10 protein-coding genes are annotated in these 14,616 nt (G+C 67.0%); 6 read left to right on the top strand and 4 right to left on the bottom strand.

The features are described from left to right. Positions 1 to 70: 70 nt before the first annotated feature. Together iagB and HA052_RS21325 are read right to left on the bottom strand one after the other, a co-directional pair. Positions 71 to 535: a type III secretion system invasion protein IagB gene (gene iagB, locus HA052_RS21330; protein WP_166453493.1), complete on the bottom strand. Its 465-nt coding sequence runs from the start codon at positions 533 to 535 to the stop codon at positions 71 to 73. Continuing rightward, positions 532 to 2,226, bottom strand: a complete 1,695-nt coding sequence (locus HA052_RS21325; RefSeq protein ID WP_166453492.1) for a HilA/EilA family virulence transcriptional regulator — start codon at positions 2,224 to 2,226, stop codon at positions 532 to 534. Before HA052_RS21325 ends, iagB begins: the two co-directional genes overlap by 4 nt. A 614-nt stretch (positions 2,227 to 2,840) precedes the next feature. On the opposite strand from HA052_RS21325, the gene HA052_RS21320 reads away from it, so the two are divergent. The 6 genes from HA052_RS21320 (at position 2,841) to HA052_RS21295 (ending at position 9,797) form a co-directional block, all read left to right on the top strand. Further along, positions 2,841 to 3,242, top strand: a complete 402-nt coding sequence (locus HA052_RS21320; protein ID WP_166453491.1) for a hypothetical protein — start codon at positions 2,841 to 2,843, stop codon at positions 3,240 to 3,242. A 57-nt stretch (positions 3,243 to 3,299) separates the two neighbouring features. Continuing rightward, positions 3,300 to 5,909 (top strand): hypothetical protein, encoded by a 2,610-nt coding sequence (locus HA052_RS21315; protein ID WP_166453490.1) that lies wholly within the window; start codon positions 3,300 to 3,302, stop codon positions 5,907 to 5,909. Positions 5,910 to 5,943: 34 nt separating this feature from the next. Beyond that, positions 5,944 to 6,786: an IQM protein middle domain-containing protein gene (locus HA052_RS21310; protein ID WP_166453489.1), complete on the top strand. Its 843-nt coding sequence runs from the start codon at positions 5,944 to 5,946 to the stop codon at positions 6,784 to 6,786. Between the two features lie 317 nt (positions 6,787 to 7,103). Further along, on the top strand, positions 7,104 to 8,633 hold the full coding sequence (locus HA052_RS21305; RefSeq protein ID WP_166453488.1) for a hypothetical protein: 1,530 nt from the start codon (positions 7,104 to 7,106) through the stop codon (positions 8,631 to 8,633). Between the two features lie 362 nt (positions 8,634 to 8,995). Further along, on the top strand, positions 8,996 to 9,376 hold the full coding sequence (locus HA052_RS21300) for a DUF1484 family protein (RefSeq protein WP_166453487.1): 381 nt from the start codon (positions 8,996 to 8,998) through the stop codon (positions 9,374 to 9,376). Positions 9,377 to 9,401: 25 nt separating this feature from the next. Beyond that, positions 9,402 to 9,797, top strand: coding sequence for a hypothetical protein (locus HA052_RS21295; RefSeq protein WP_166453486.1), 396 nt, complete (start codon positions 9,402 to 9,404; stop codon positions 9,795 to 9,797). Between the two features lie 169 nt (positions 9,798 to 9,966). Here the strand turns inward: HA052_RS21295 and HA052_RS21290 are convergent, their stop codons facing one another. Next, positions 9,967 to 12,603 (bottom strand): patatin-like phospholipase domain-containing protein, encoded by a 2,637-nt coding sequence (locus HA052_RS21290; protein WP_166453485.1) that lies wholly within the window; start codon positions 12,601 to 12,603, stop codon positions 9,967 to 9,969. A gap of 130 nt (positions 12,604 to 12,733) precedes the next feature. Further along, entirely contained in the window at positions 12,734 to 14,611 is a 1,878-nt protein-coding gene (locus tag HA052_RS21285) for a GMC family oxidoreductase (RefSeq protein WP_166453484.1), read from the bottom strand. Positions 14,612 to 14,616 lie beyond the last annotated feature (5 nt).

The raw sequence follows: 14,616 nt of genomic DNA, 5'->3' as shown, positions 1-14,616 counted from the left end.
GGACAGGCCCTGGGGAGGGCCACCGGGGCCGCGGCGGGCAATGCGCGCGCGGCGGGGGGAAGCGAGCGAATCATGAGAGCTCCTTGCTTGGGGATGGGGCGGCTTGGCGCAGTTTCTGGTAGCGCCGCCATACTTGCTCGGCGTAACGCATGCGCAAGGCGCGGCGGCTGGGCGCGGTGCCGGCGTTGTAAGCGCCCACCGCCTCCCAGGAATAACCGTAGCGTTTCATCATCTCGGCCAGGATGGAGGCGCCGACGACCACGGATAGGCAGGCGTCGCCCATCAACTGCGGTTCGGTGACGCCCAACTGGCGCAGCCGCGGCAGATGGGTGCTGTTGATCTGCATCAGGCCCAGGTCCCGGCTGCCGTCGCGGTTGCGTCCCACCGCGTCCGGTTTGAGCCCGGACTCCTGCTGGGCGATGGCGTAGAGCAAGTCCGGCGCGATATTGAACATGCGGCCGGCGCGATCCCAGCAGTCCGCCCGCGCCGCGCCGGCGCACAACAACAGTACGGACAGCAGATAGACGCGGATCACGCGGCCTCCGGCTGGCAGGGCTGGGCGTGTTCCGCCAGCTCGCTCAGACGCGGATCATGACGCCAGGCCTTGATCCACAGATAGCCTTCGGCTTGCAACTGGCGCCAATGTTGGACAGCGGCCTCCGGGCCCTGCGCGGCCAGAATCAGCGGCAGCAGGCTGGAGCGCACCTGGCGGCTGTCCACCTTGGCGAGGAAGGCGCGCAAGGCGGGCACCGCGGCGTCGCCGCGACGGCAATAGTCCACGTAGCTGTGATTGAGGGCGAGCAGGCCCGCTTCCTCGCCGGAGTCGCGCACCGCCTGCACCAACTCGTCGGCTTGCGCATGCTGGCCTTGCAGCCCCAGCAGCAGCGCCAGCACGCTTTGCAGCACCGGGTGGTTCTGGCCGTATTGGCAGAGCTGGCGCTTGCCCAGCGACACCGCGTCGTCGATGCGGTGTTCGTAATAGGTCAGCCACAGCTTGAGAATGCTGGCGGAGATGCGCGAGGGGTCGCGTTCCAGGCAGGCGTCCAGCGCTTGCTGCGCCTGGGCCAGCTTGCCTGACAGAAATAAATGCCAGGCGTGGTAGTAATGGATGTCGACGGCATCCGGCGCGAGCATCCGCGCCTGTTCGAACAGAGCCTCGGCCACTGCCTGCTCCGAGCGCATGCTGCTGAGCAGGGCCAGCAAGCCCAGCGCCTGGGGGTTGGACGCGTCCAGCTCCACCGCCTTGTTCACCGCCTGCTGCGCCTGAATCAGCGCCTGGGCCTGGTCGAACAGGCCCAACTGGGCCAGGGTCAGATAGCACTCGGCCAAACTGCAGTAAGGCAGCGCGTGGCTGGGGCCGGCGTTGACGCACTGGCGCAGCAGCATCAGCGCGCGACGCAGGCTGGACGGGGTGTGTTGCTGCAGTTCGTGGCGGCCGTTCAGATAGGTGATGGCCATGTCCAGCGAGCCCAGCTCGTTGTTTTGGCCCTGATTCCAGCGCAGGCCGGGAATGCGTTGCGGCAGCAGGCTGGCCAGCCGGGTCTGCAGCGCGGTGATTGGCTGTTCCGGGCTCAGCTCTATGCTTTCATGGTGGATCAGCTGATGGCCGGCGGCGCGCACCAACTCCACCCGCAGCTTCCAGACGCCGCCTTGTTGCAGGGTCTGGCCGGCCAGGTAGTAGTCCGGGCGCAGCTGATCAATCATCGCCACGATGTCGGTGACGTCGCGGCAGTTCTCGGTGATGGTGGCCGGCAGCACGATCAGGCCGAACGGCGAGTAGCGCGACAGGCATTGCACCAGAGCGTTGTGCAGACTGACCGCGTCCAGTTGCGGGTGGGTGCGGAAGGGCAGCACGGCCACCGAGCATTGCGCCGCCAGCGGCGTGGGTTTGGACACCATGGCCACCGGGCGGCTGAAGCGATAGCCCTTGCCGTACACCGTGTCGATATAACGGCAATCCTTGGTTTCCAGCAGGATGCGCCGCAGCGCGTAGATACAGCGGGTCAGCGACTCTTCGTTGACTTCGCCGTCCGGCCAGACGCGGTCCAGCAGCGCGTCCTTGCTGACCAGCTCTCCCGCCGCTTCCAGCAGGGCAGTCAGCACAGCCAGTTCCTTGGGCGGAATGCTGATCTGCTGCTCGCGGTGCAGCAGCATGCCGTCGAAGTGAAGGACGAAGTCGCCAAAAACAAATTGCCTGTTCATGAAGCCATCTTTATGTAACGCCATCTTCTAGTTCCTCTTGCGCGCACGGCGCAATAGCGCATGGCGGACCATGCGGATCGAGTCGACCAATGTCGCGACTTGTGTGCTATTCCCCGTAGCATCGCGGCATGTCGGCGTGTTTTTTGTTCGGTGGATCTGTTGGGTGATTTGCGCTGGTTCTTGGGGCCGGCTGCGGATTCGCATCGCGCGGCGTGTGTCCGCCGCTTCCCGCCCGCTGTCGCCTGGAATTGCCAGTGTCGTCAACTGGCGCTCAAAGCCTTTATCCGGTCATAAAAACAGAGAGAGTGGATGGTACTTTTGCCGACGAGGGCCAGCTTGCAAAAAATGTTCAGCGAATGACATGGTCTTGTTTGTCCTGTTCTTATGTCATTGGGTTGATAAGTAGGGTTTTGATTTCCTTCGCATAAATTTAGGGTATGTAGGAATACTACGTGAGGGAGTGCTTGCTACAAATGGGAAAACTCTCAAAAACGAGGGGTCGGCGAGAGCCGGGCCGCGGCCGATTTATGCAAGTTCGGACACGGGGGTTGGGGTAGTTTGACGCTGTCGCCGAGCATGCGCCGGCGGCCCCTCATCACCGTCGTTCTGGCCTCGCCGCCAAATCAGGAGCGTTTGAAATGTCTTTTAATGTTTTGTCGAAGCCGACCGCCGACCCCTCCCGTTTGGCGGGGTTGTCCGAGCCGCAGCCAAGCGCGGCGTCCGCGCCGGCGCAAAGCCCGTTCGCGGCCGCGTTGCGCGGCGGCGGCATGACGGCGCAGGCGCCGGCTGTCGAACAGAAGCCGGGATCCAGCGCCGCCGACGCCTGGCAAGCTGTGCAAGCCGGGTTGGCTCGGGACTGCGCCAAATATCGCGATTTGGCGGCACAGGGCGTGAAAGACGGCACAGTCAGCTCTGAGACGCGGGGGCAATTGCAAGGGTTGCTGCTGCGCTTGACGGAGATGGGGCGGGAGCTGCAGTCGGAAAGGCCGTCGCCGCTGGCGCTGGCCGCGAACTTGAAGGCCGGAAACGGCGAAAACTAGGCAGACGCGCGGGCCCGGCCCGGCGTTTGAGCCGCGATGCGGCGCGAGGAGGCATCCATGTTGGACACAGTTGCAAGCGGGGCGGGTACGGTGCGGTTGCAGGGCTTCCGCCGCTTATCGGAATCTTCGGCGCCACGGCCGGCGCAGGGGCTGGCCGCGGCGTTCAACGGCGCGCGCGGCGCGCCGGAACGCAGCGTGGAAGACGCGCCGCCGGCGCGGGGCAGCCAGGTGGTGCTCAGCGACGACAAGCTGCGTTTGCGGCGCGAGGACCTGGGCCAGACCTTGCTGGCGATGAAACGCGAAGCGTATCGCCAGGCGGAGCCGGAGCGCTCGCGCTGGCCGCGCTGGGTGCAGGCGCTGAACATCCTGCCGCGCAGCCACGCAGTGGCGCCCAAGACGGTGGCCATCGTGGAAAGCTTGCGGCAGACGCTGGCGGCCGGCGACGCGCGGGCGCCGCTGGACATCAAGGAATGCGCGCGGCTGTCGCTGGACATGGAGGCGCTGACGCGCGCGGCGGCGCCGGGCAGCCCGCTGGCGGAACTGGGTCAGCGGCTGGCCTTGCTGGGCCAGGCGGCCTGGGCGCAATTGGCGCGGAAGGAGGCGGAAGCGCAGCTGCTGCCGCAATTCCAGCGTTTTGATCAGCCGGGCGCCAGCCAGGAGCACAATGTCGGCGCTTCGGTCGGCGTCGGCGTCGGCCTGGGGCTGGGCGAAGCCGGCGCCGGGGCCAAGGCCACTCTCAGCGTGGGCCTGGCCTGGAGCCGCGGCATGGACAACGACGACGAAGGCTTCGTATTCCAGAACCAAGGCAAGGCGGTGTCCGCGCGCGCCGGGGTCCAGGGCGGCGTCGGCGTCGCCTCCTTATCCGGCGCGGTGGAAGGCCGCCGCCAACGCACCGTGGCGACCGAATACGCCAGCGCCACCGCCTTCGTCAAACTGAAGGCGGACCAACTGGCTCACGGCTCGCGCCGAGACACTTTGGGCCTCAGCGCCCGCACCGCGGTGGGCGCGCTGATCCGCCTGTTCCGCCCCAGCCACGGCAATGAATTGCGCCAGTACCAGCAACTGCAACAGCAGGCGGCGGATCAACAACAACGGCTGGGCGTATTGCTGGGCTGGCTGGGGCAGCGCGACAGCGCCGCCTCCCTGCCCGGCGCGCAAGCGCCCTATCTGCCGCCCAGCAAGGTGGACAGCGTCAAGGGCAGCGCTTCCGCCCGCGCCGAAGCCGTCGGCGTCGGGGCCGGCGTTGGCGCGGCGGTGGAGCGCATCGACATCCAGGCCGACGCGCTGACGCCGATCTGGCAAGGCCTGCGCCAGGAGCAGGGCGCGGCGCGCAACGCGACGATCGCGCAGCAGCGGCTGGCCGGCATCGAACAAAAAGCCGCCGCGCTGATGGGCGCGGACGCGCGCAACCATCCGTTAAGCTGGCTCAGCGGCGCGCAGAACATGACGGCGCTGCGCGAACTGGCGCCGGAAAAGCTGCGCGACGCAGCGGACGGTTTACGCGCCGAATTCGAACATTTTTGCGCCGTAGCCCAGCAACTGGACGCCGGCATCGGCAAGCGCCAGGGCGGCGCGGCGGTGGAGCGCTCGATCCAAGCCGCCTGGCGCGCGGGGAGCCGCGAGGAAACGCTGGCCAATATGGCGCTGGCCCACGCCGCGCTGACCCTGACCGCGGCGGGCAAGGGCGACGAGACCCTGTTGCAAAGCCTGGACCAGTTGGCGCCGCGTTTGTACGCGCCGCCCATCCGCCACGACGCGGCGGCGCTGGCCAAGCGCACCAGCTTTCACGACGTGCTGCGCCTGCAGATCCGCGACCGCAGCGTCGCCTTGGACCTGGGCGGCGCGCTGGGCCCGCTGGGTCTGAAAGCGGAAGCCTCGCTGACCGAGCGCACCCGCGTGCACCACAACCCGGTGCGCGCCGGCGACTACAAGGACGTGCGCTTGAGCCTGTCCGGCAATCTGAGCGGCTCTTGGCCGCTGGACGCCTTGCGCGACGCGCTGAGCGCGCAGCTGGCGCCGCACGGCCTGGCCGCCGAAGTGCCGGCGGCGCTGGCCGGCCTGCAAAGTTCCGTGGGCTTGCAAGGCGGCGGCGCGCTGACCCTGCTGCTGCGCTTTTACCGGCCGCAATACCAGACCCAGGCCGATTTCCCGGCCGAGGCCGCCGGCTTCCGGCTGCAACTGAGCCGGATCAGCGCCAGCGGCAACCTCGGTGTGTCCGCCTCCGGCGGCGTGCCGCTGCAGCCGGGGGTGTCGCTGGAACTGGGCCTTAACGCCGGCTCCTCCGCCACCGCGGTGCTGGGCGAGCGTTGGGGCGACAACAGCCTGAGCGCGCCGCTGATGCACTATCTGCACCTGAAGGCGGTGGACGAGAGCGAGCGTTGGCCGGCCATGAGAGAGGCGCAGCGCCCGGCGCTGGAAGCCCTGTGCCGCAAACTGGCCGAACCGGGCTCGGCAGCGCGGCAAGAGGCCGGCTACTACTTGAAGCGCCAGGGCGTGGACGGCGCGGATTTCTTCGCCGCGATGGCAGACTACGCCGCCAGCGGCTCCAGGCGCGCCGGGGACGCCGCGCTGGACGCGCTGGACGCGATGATGGAACGCCAGCTCCCTCTATGGCAGGCGGACAAGCAGAGTTTCGCCGGTTGGGAAGAACTGCCGCTGGCGCGCTAGCGGGCATGGACAAGGAACAAGAGGACAAATCCTGATGAGAATCACGGCAAGCGGCGCGGCCATGCCGCCGCCGCGCCCGGATGCGCCGCCGCCGGCGGCGTCCAGCCGGCTGGCGCAAGCGGTCAAGGGCGTCGACAGCGTTTGCGAACCCGCGCCGCGGCCCTTGGAGCGTTTCCGCGACGCCGCCCGCTTTGTCGCCGCGCTGATGCCCAGAGAAAGCGAAACCGGACTGGTGGACGAAGAGCTGCGTGAAGCGCGCGACCCGCGCCATCGCTACCGGGAATACGCGCAGCCGGCGCACCGGCAATGGGTGGCCAGCGGCGACAGCGCCAGGGAAAACTTCTTCGCCTGGATGGATGCCCGCCCTCAGCTGGAAATCAATTTGGCGAGGCCCGGCCAGCCGCCGCGCATGGCGCGCCTGGGCGACGCGCCGCAAGTCAGCTATCTGAGCGACGCCGCCGCGCTCAAGCCTTATTTGGCCGAAGTGGCCGACGGCGTATGGCGGCGGCCGGACGGCGCGCTCATCGACACCGCCGGATCCAAGGGCAAGCTGGGCATGCCCGGCTACGCCATCCTGGTGCTGGACCGCGACGACAGGCTGTTCGTCCACGACGCGGTGCTGGGGCGTTTGCACCATACCAGCACCAGCGCCGGCAAGCCGGTGCGGGCGGCGGCGATGATAGAGCTGCGCGACGGCAAGGCCAGATCGCTGGTGCTGTCCTCCGGCCACTATATGAGCGATCTGGACGATCTGGAGCGGCTGCTGGCCTTCCTGGACGGCAAGATGGATCTGTCGAAACTGGCGGTGCTGGCTCCGCATGAAGACCGGGCGGAACTGGCGGAGGTGATGGCGCCTTACCGCCAGGCCGGGCGTTGAAGACGGAATGTTCTCAGAGCTTGTTCAATGTCTGCTGCGCTTCGTGAAGCGTTGCAGGGTGAGTACAAACTCAACATGCTCATGTACCGCTAGACCATTCCGTTTTTTCGCTCGTTTTCGCCTTGCCTCGTCCTTGCCCGCGAGACTTTGAACAGGCTCTCACACGCAAGCGGCGCGCCAAATCGGCGCGCCGCTTTATTTTGACGGTGTTCAGCTTAGTCGTTGGCCTTCTTGTTACTGTGGTCTTTTTCTGAAAGTTTGGATTGGCGCTTGGTGGGAGATTGGCGGCTGAATTCAACCTTGAAAGGAAGCTCGCCATGTTTGTATCCAGATCAGGCGGTACGTTGAACGCGATATTCGGCATGGACGCCCAAGGCAAGCCGGAGGCGACGGCCAAAAGCGGGCCGCAGGGCGTGGCCTTGTCGGCCGCCCAGCAGCAGGCGGTCAGCAACAGCAAGTTTTTTGAAGCGGGCGCCAGCATGTCCTTGCTGGACCGGCCGGGCAAGATGGGCGATGTGTTCGACCAGCACGCACGGCAATTGGCGGGCTTGCTGCGCCACATGCTGGAGGGGCAGGGAGAAGCCGCTGGCCGCACCGTGTATTTCCAGGGCCGCGAACAGACGCTGGGCGCGGTGTTGCAAGCGGCGATCAAGCCGCTGTCGGCGGAGTCGGACCAGATTGGCCGACAGATGAATGGCGGGCAGGACTTCCAGCCTTGGCTACTGGAGACGCTGAGCACCCCGCTGCAAGGCCGCGCCGATGGTTCCGGCAAGCAGGGGCACGCCGAACTGCTGACCAAGATCCGTACCTTGAGCGCGTTCGGCACCACGGTGTGGCAACTGATGAACCCGGTGGAAAACCAGGCCAAGCCGGAACTGTTCTCCCAGCACAAACAGGCCAACGCCGACGCCTGCGGCGCCTTGTTGCGCGAGGCGGGCCTGTCCGCGCAGGCGGATGACTTCGCCGCCCGCTTCAAGGAATTCGCCGGCAAGACCCGTACGCCGGGTTTCGATAATCCATTGAGCCGCGCGCGCAGCGAGCGCATGCCTATGGTGGCGACGGAAGAAGGCGGCGCGCGCGCGGTGAACGGGGTGTACGAGGATGCCGCCAAATATGGCCTGGGCTTTGGCCAAGTGGTGCAGCGCACCGTCGATGGGGCGGACGACGCGGCTTTGCGCCAGGCCTTGGGCGACCGCAACCAGAATATCAATGCGATTCCGCGCGAAGGCGCGCCTATCGCCGATCTGAGCCGCCCGTTCACCATGTCGGAGGCGGACATGGGCGCGGTGCCGGAGGCTTATGCACAGCTAGGCATCGGCAAGATGCTGGAACAGCATGCCATGACGCACGGCACCGGTATCAACCGTTGGCAGCCCTTCGGCGCGTTTGCGATGGAGAGCAATACGCAAGGCCTGCCTTCCGCAGGCGCTCAATCCGGTGGTACCTGCGATATTTTGCTGGCGCTCAATACCCTGGGCGAGGAACGGATTTACGGCAAGCCTGAGCTGGCGTTGGCGGCTGGCCTGGGGATCGCCGCCTTCATGAATTTTGGTGGCTATCACACCTTTGCTGAAACCTTCCCCATCGCCGAGGCCGCCGCCGCCAACCGCCCCTATGTGCCGACCAATCTAGCCGCGGTGAATCAGCCTGAACTGTATCAGCGCATGCAGGCGACGGCGGAAACGCATTGCCCCGAGGGCAGCGAGCAGATGGCGCGTTTCCTGAGCGCGCATGCGGATACGCTGGCGCCGCTGCTGAGCCAGCATCCCGACTTGGATCTGAGCCCGCGCGCGCATGATGTGGAGTTCCACGGTACGCCGGCGCAGATCGAGCAGTGGCGCGCCTGAGCGGCGACTTCTGCCACCGAAAGGCCGCGGCCTCCCCGCTGTGGCTTTTTCGTGCCGCGGGCGGGGGCAACCCCGTCCAGCGTTCTTGACGCCCGCCGCCAGCCTGTTTAGGCTTTGCTCCGCGCCGTGCTCAATCACGCGGCGCAGGGTTTGCAAGCCCATAAATTAGTTCTATAGCAGACAAATCAGTTCGCTTTTGGCGCTGTTACGTCTGCTGCCACGCCGTACCCATTCGGGGCGGGCCGTGGCAGGGAGCCTCTCGGGGCTACCGGTCGTTATAGAACTAGCCGGTCTTGCAACCTTGTCATGTGCCTGCCCCAGCCTCGCCTGGGCAGGTTTCCAAAGATGACATGGAGACCGTGATGACCTTCTCTACCTTTCCTCCCGCCATGCCGCCGCCCGCCTGTCCTCATTGCGCAGGCCAACGCCCCACGCCCGCCGCTGTGCCGGTGATGGAGCAGCTACACCTTTGTTCACAGCGCTTGCCCGCCGCCGTCGGCGATGTGGCGCTGCTGGGCGAATTGGGCCGGCAACTGAGTCATTGCTACATCGAACTGGACACCGCCCTGCTGAGCGGGGTGATGGACATGCGCGCCGCCCACACCGGCTTACAAGCCTTGATCACCTTGTTGGAGCGCCGCGACGAGCCGCTGCTGTTCACCAGCGAGGACGCCTTGGCCTTGCTGGAGCCGATACAGCAGCGTTTGCAACGCGGCCTGGAGCACGTCAATGGCTTACTCTGATAAGCGGGAGGAGAACCTGGCTCTCATGAAGCTGCTGACCCAGCACAACCACGCGCTGAAGCTCGCAGCGCGCTTGATCATTGTCTATGAAGCGCATATCGGGACGGTTGCGCTGGCGAACGACCACCCGGACCACCCGGACTATCAGGCCAACACCCACGCCATCAATCAGGAGATCAAGAAGGCGCTGCTGAGTTTTTACCTTTGGGAGAAATGGCGGGGCGAGCACGCGCAAGCCCGCGCCGCCTTGCTGGCGATGTGGGCGTCCGGGGAGTGGACCAACCGCGACACCTGCGCGCGGCTGTGTTACCGGCAGGCGGGCTTCAGCAATATGGCCGTCGCCCGTCAGGCGCTGGTGGGCGCGCCAATGCCGGCCTCTGTCGCCGTCAAACGCCAACGCACCGTGTGGAAAGCACCGTAAGCGGCTGTCCGGCGGGCCTATGGCGTCGAATCTGTTTCCGCGTGGGTATCGCTTCGCTCCTCCCACCCTACGGTTGGAGCCGCGTTTGGGTAGGGTGGTGGGAACCGTCAGGCGATACCCGCCAACTCGCTGCTGTCCGGCGGCTCGGGAAGGCCCGGCTTGCTTCCGTTTACGCGCCGCCGCCGTCCGCCGCCAGCCAGCCCGCGCCGTTGCGGTCCAGTTCGCGCACCGCCTGCTCGCCTATGCACAACCCCAGCTTGCGGTAACTCTCGAACTGGGATTCGTCGAACCACTGGTTGAGCGTCGATTGGTGAGGGAAGGCCGGATGTTCGGCGCGGTATTGCAGCACGTCCACCGGCTCCATGCCATGGCCCTGCAGGCAGGGTTTCAGATAGAGCAGGTGGCCGTTGGCGCCGGAGGCGTAGCGAATATAGCCGACGGCGAAGGCGGCCCGGCTAAGACCGGTGGCCGGGTCGCGGCGGATGGCGTCCACGTCGATATGGATTTCCGCGCCCAGGTCTATCCGGCATTTGCGGATGGCGTTGCCCAGATCCTCGAAAGTCATTTGTTCGTCTTGACCGGCGTCGCTGATCACGATCAGCCGGCATTCCCGCCGCAGCAATTCATACAGGCCCAGGTTTTCGAAGTGGCCGCCGTCGCTGAGATAGACGAAGTCCGAACGGGCGTTGGTCCGGCCCAGCAATTCATTCAATAGATAGACCCAGCCCTGCGGCGGGGACATCGCCTGCAGCGCGGCGCCGGGCTTGCCCGGATTGGGGCACCAGCGACCCAGCCGCACATTGAACACCGTCAGCAGAAAGGTCACCGCCGGCGAGCTGTGATAACCCTGGTTGGGGCTGACCGCGGCGCCGGACACCGCCATCAGCGAGCCCAGCATCGGTCCCTGCTCGGCCCCGGTGGCGTCGTCGTGCATATAGGCGCGGGTGGGCACGAAGGCGTCAATGGCTTCCGGCGCGCTGTCGGGAAATTTGTAGCCGCAGTACAGCGGAGTGAAGGTGAAGGAAGCGGCCTTGCGCTGCTGCCAGGCCAGGTCGTCGCCGGCCACCAGATTGAGAGTGGTGTTGATCAGGGGGTAGGGCCGTTGCGGAGGTCCGGAAGGCGAGCCGGACAGTTCGGCCAGCGGCAGGTCGTCGTCGGCGTTGAAGCCGGTGAAGCGGTTGACCGTGTCCGCCCGCCGCGGCGCGCTGGCGCCCAGATAGCCGCGCGTCAGCCGGTTGCGGTAGAAGTTGTGCAGCGAGAACAGATTGATGTCGAAACGGGAGGAGGCGAACACGGCCAGCCCGACGAAGGCCAGGATCAGCGCCGCGTACAGCCCGCCGCCCATGCCCTGCTGTTCCGAGGCGGCGAAATGCAACGCGGTCCAATCGCTGAGACCGCAGCGCTGAAAGCCGCACAACTGCTGGCGCAACTGCCAGCCGTCGGCGCGGATCTCCAGCGCCGCCAGCAGCCAGCTGAGGCCGGCGCTGAGCAGGATCAGCAAGCCGGCGACGAAGACGTAGGGCCCGATGCGGGCGACCAGATCGCGCCAGCCGGCGGGCTGGCCGCAGCCGGTTTTGGCGGACTGGCCTTGCCAGACCGCGGCTAAGGTGGTCAGCAGCCAGGCCGGCAGGGTTAGCGCGCGCAGCCAGTCGGCGCTCACCGCCAGCAGCGGCAGCGACAGCGCCACCACGAGGAACAGCAGCACCAGCGCCAGGTCCAGCGCCAAGAGCAGGCCGCCCAGGCGCGACCACCATTCGCGCTGCAGGTCGGAGAAGCTGCGTTTGACCAGGCCGATGTGCAGCGCGGCGCTGAGGGCGAATACCGGCGGCAGCACGGCGAAGGCGCCGGCCACCACATACCAGGCCTGGGCCAGCGGCGCGCGGATGCCCAGGCCGTAATCCAGCGCCTGCAGCAAGAGCCACAACTTGCCGCCGCCGGCCAGGCCGGCCAGCAGCGCCCACAGCACGCTGCGCAGATAGCCGTTGCCGCGCAGCTGGCTGAAGCCGCGCGCGAGCAAGGCCCAGTAGCCGGCGTAGGCCAGGCTGGAGACCAGCGCCACCCGCCATAGCGGCAGCTGGTGCCAGAAGTCGGCGCGGTTTTCCTGTTGCTGGAGGGTGAATACCGCCATCGCGTAACAGAAGAGCAGCAATAGCCCTATGCTGCAGGCCGGGGCATTGGGCGAGGCGGCGGTTTTGCCGTCGCGGGTGGTGGCGCGCGCCAGCAGGGCGGACAGCACGGCGGAGGCGGCGGCCACGGCCAGCGCGGCGGCGCCCGCGTAGGGCCAGGCGGCGAGGCTGCGCGCCAGGCCCACCAGGAAATGGGGCCCTAGCAGCAGCGCCAGCAGCAGGCTTTGCAGCACGACCTGGTTGAGGATGAAGTTGCGCCAGTAGGTGATGACGGCGGACAGGGTGTCCAGGCTGAACAGGCCGGTCTTGGGGGTCAGGTAGTTGCTGTAGTCGCGCAGGAACTGGATGGCCGGCTGGCGGCCTTGATGGTCGCGCAGCGTCTGTTCCATGCCGGCGTTGCCGGCGCGGCGCTTGAGCGCGGACAGCCAGCCGCCAAGGTAGCCGCCGCCGGAGACGGTGGACAGGTAGTCGAACTCGCGCAGCCAGCGGCTGCTGGCCAGCGCTTGCAGCACGCCCAGATTGAAGGTGGCGCTGCGGATGCCGCCGCCGGAGAAGGCGAGGCCGGCTTGCGGCGCTTCGCCGCCGCCTGGACGTTCCACGCCTTCTTCCGCCCGCGCGGCGGCGAGGCCGGCGCGTTCGTCGGCGTTGACTTGGGAGAAGGGCTGGGTCGGGGTGCTCATCGGGTCCTTTCCGACGGAATGGGTCGAGGTGGCGGCGCGGGGAGATGATATGAGTTTGCTTCCCTTTCCTCTTCACGCCTAAAGGCCACTCGGCAAGGCCGGTTCGCGCCGGGACGCCATCCCGCAGCGCTTATGAGCGCTTGGCGTCTTCCAAAATCGCCTCCGCCGCCTTCTCCGCGATCATGTAGACCGCGGAGACGATGAAGAAGCCGGGAATGCGCGGAAACACCGAGGCGTCCACCACGCGCAGGCCGCTGACGCCGTGGACGCGGAAGCGGCTGTCCAGCACGCCGCCGGCTTCGCGCGCGCCGATGGCGCAGCTGCAGGAGGCATGGTGGCCCCAGGCGTTGTCGCGGACGAACTGACGCAGTTCATCGTCGCTTTGCACGGCTTCTCCGGGCAGTTCTTCTTCCGCGATCAGATTCTGTTTTTTCAAATCGGCGGTGAGGCTGCGCACGAATTTGATGCCTTCCACCACCGAGTCCAGGTCCTGATCGCCGCCGGCGCTGCCTTCCTCGAAGTAGTGGAAGTTGATGTCCGGCGGATCGCGCGGGTCGGCGGAGCGCAGCGTCACCGTGCCGGCGCGGTTATTGGTGTGCGCCTTGAGAATGGCCCAGGTCAGGTAGTTCAGGTGTTCGGGAAACAAGCGCGAGTAGCCGGGGAAATAGCCTTTGAACAGGCCCAGCAGCGCGAAGCAGAACAGGTCCGGCAGCGGCCGCTCTTGCGCCGAGCGGCGGATCACCGCCAGCACCGCGCCATTGGTGGTGTAAACGCCCTTGCGGCCTTCCGCCCATTGCTTGTATTGCGGGTCGCCGGGCGCGAATTCCGCGTCTTTCAGCACTTCCCAGTGCTTGAAGTTCATCCGGTTGACCACGCCCACTTCGTAGCGGTCCTGCAGGTTCTGGCCGACGCCGGGCAGGTCCACCCGCGGCGCGATGCCGTGCTCTTGTAGGTGGGCGGCCGGGCCGATGCCGGACAGCATCAGCAGCTGCGGGCTGTTGAAGGCGCCGCCGGCCAGGATCACTTCGCGGCTGCAGCGGATTTCGCGGCGTTCGCCGGGGGCGTCGCTGACCCGGCCGCTGGCGCGGTAAAGGCCGGCGCCCTTCAGGTATTCCACGCCCACCGCGCGCTGTCCTTCGTCGAACAGCACCCGGGTGGCCAGCGCGTCCAGCTCGACGCGCAGCCGGTCCGGGTGGCGGGCCGCCGCGTCCAGCACCCGTTCGCGGCTGCCGTTGCGCTGATGATTGCGGGTGGCCAGCGGCGGGTAGCAGACGCCGACGGCGTTGTCGCGCACCAGCCGCCAGTCGTTGGGATCGGCCTGGCCTTGCAGCAGCCAGCGCCAGCTGCGGTGCGGCACGTCCACTTCGTCAAAGACCTTGTCCACCGACACCAATAAGGTGTCCACCAGGCCGGCGTCGCCCAGCGCGGATTCCGGAATCGCCTTCTCGGTTTGCAGCCAGCCGCGCCAGCCGTGGCGGGTGGGATTGACGCCGAGCAGGCCCAGCCAGCGGTACAGCGGGCGGTGGTGGCAGTTTTCCAGCCGTTCGAAATAGCCGCGCATGTGGTCCGCGCGCCAGCTGTCGTCGCCGGTGAGTTGGGCGATGCCGTCCCAGTCTGCGTTGTGCGGGTAGACGGTGATCATGGCGTTGTGGGCGGTGCAGCCGCCCAGCGCGCCGGCGCGCGGGTAGAGCACGCCGTCCACTTTTTGGCCGTTCCATTCCGCGCGGTATTTGGGGTCGCGCTTTTGCTGGGCGTCGTCGGCGTAGTGGCGGACGAAGTAGTCCAGCTTCATCGCCTCGTTTTCCGAGGCCAGCGCGTGGAACACCGGCACGTCGTAATCGTCGGGCAGCCGTTCCGCCTGGGGCTGCCAGGCGTCGCCGCCCTTGAGCGCGCGCGGGTCGCCGCCGGCCTCCAGCAGCAAGACCCGGTGTCCGGCTTCGGCCAGCCGCGCCGCCAGCGTGCCGCCGCCGGCGCCGGAACCCACCACGATGTATTCGTATTCGTCCATGGCGC

Source organism: Chromobacterium fluminis, from assembly GCF_011602385.1.
GTDB classification, from domain to species: domain Bacteria; phylum Pseudomonadota; class Gammaproteobacteria; order Burkholderiales; family Chromobacteriaceae; genus Chromobacterium; species Chromobacterium fluminis.
This window is presented reverse-complemented; position numbering and strand designations above follow the sequence as displayed.

Bases quoted from the DNA above. Each gene is read 5' to 3' on its own strand.
- HA052_RS21310 (WP_166453489.1), top strand. From the start codon at position 5,944: ATGAGAATCACGGCAAGCGGCGCGGCCATGCCGCCGCCGCGCCCGGAT.
- HA052_RS21295 (WP_166453486.1), top strand. From the start codon at position 9,402: ATGAAGCTGCTGACCCAGCACAACCACGCGCTGAAGCTCGCAGCGCGC.
- HA052_RS21300 (WP_166453487.1), top strand. From the start codon at position 8,996: ATGACCTTCTCTACCTTTCCTCCCGCCATGCCGCCGCCCGCCTGTCCT.
- HA052_RS21305 (WP_166453488.1), top strand. From the start codon at position 7,104: ATGTTTGTATCCAGATCAGGCGGTACGTTGAACGCGATATTCGGCATG.
- HA052_RS21315 (WP_166453490.1), top strand. From the start codon at position 3,300: ATGTTGGACACAGTTGCAAGCGGGGCGGGTACGGTGCGGTTGCAGGGC.
- HA052_RS21285 (WP_166453484.1), bottom strand. From the start codon at position 14,611: ATGGACGAATACGAATACATCGTGGTGGGTTCCGGCGCCGGCGGCGGC.
- HA052_RS21320 (WP_166453491.1), top strand. From the start codon at position 2,841: ATGTCTTTTAATGTTTTGTCGAAGCCGACCGCCGACCCCTCCCGTTTG.
- HA052_RS21290 (WP_166453485.1), bottom strand. From the start codon at position 12,603: ATGAGCACCCCGACCCAGCCCTTCTCCCAAGTCAACGCCGACGAACGC.
- HA052_RS21325 (WP_166453492.1), bottom strand. From the start codon at position 2,226: ATGGCGTTACATAAAGATGGCTTCATGAACAGGCAATTTGTTTTTGGC.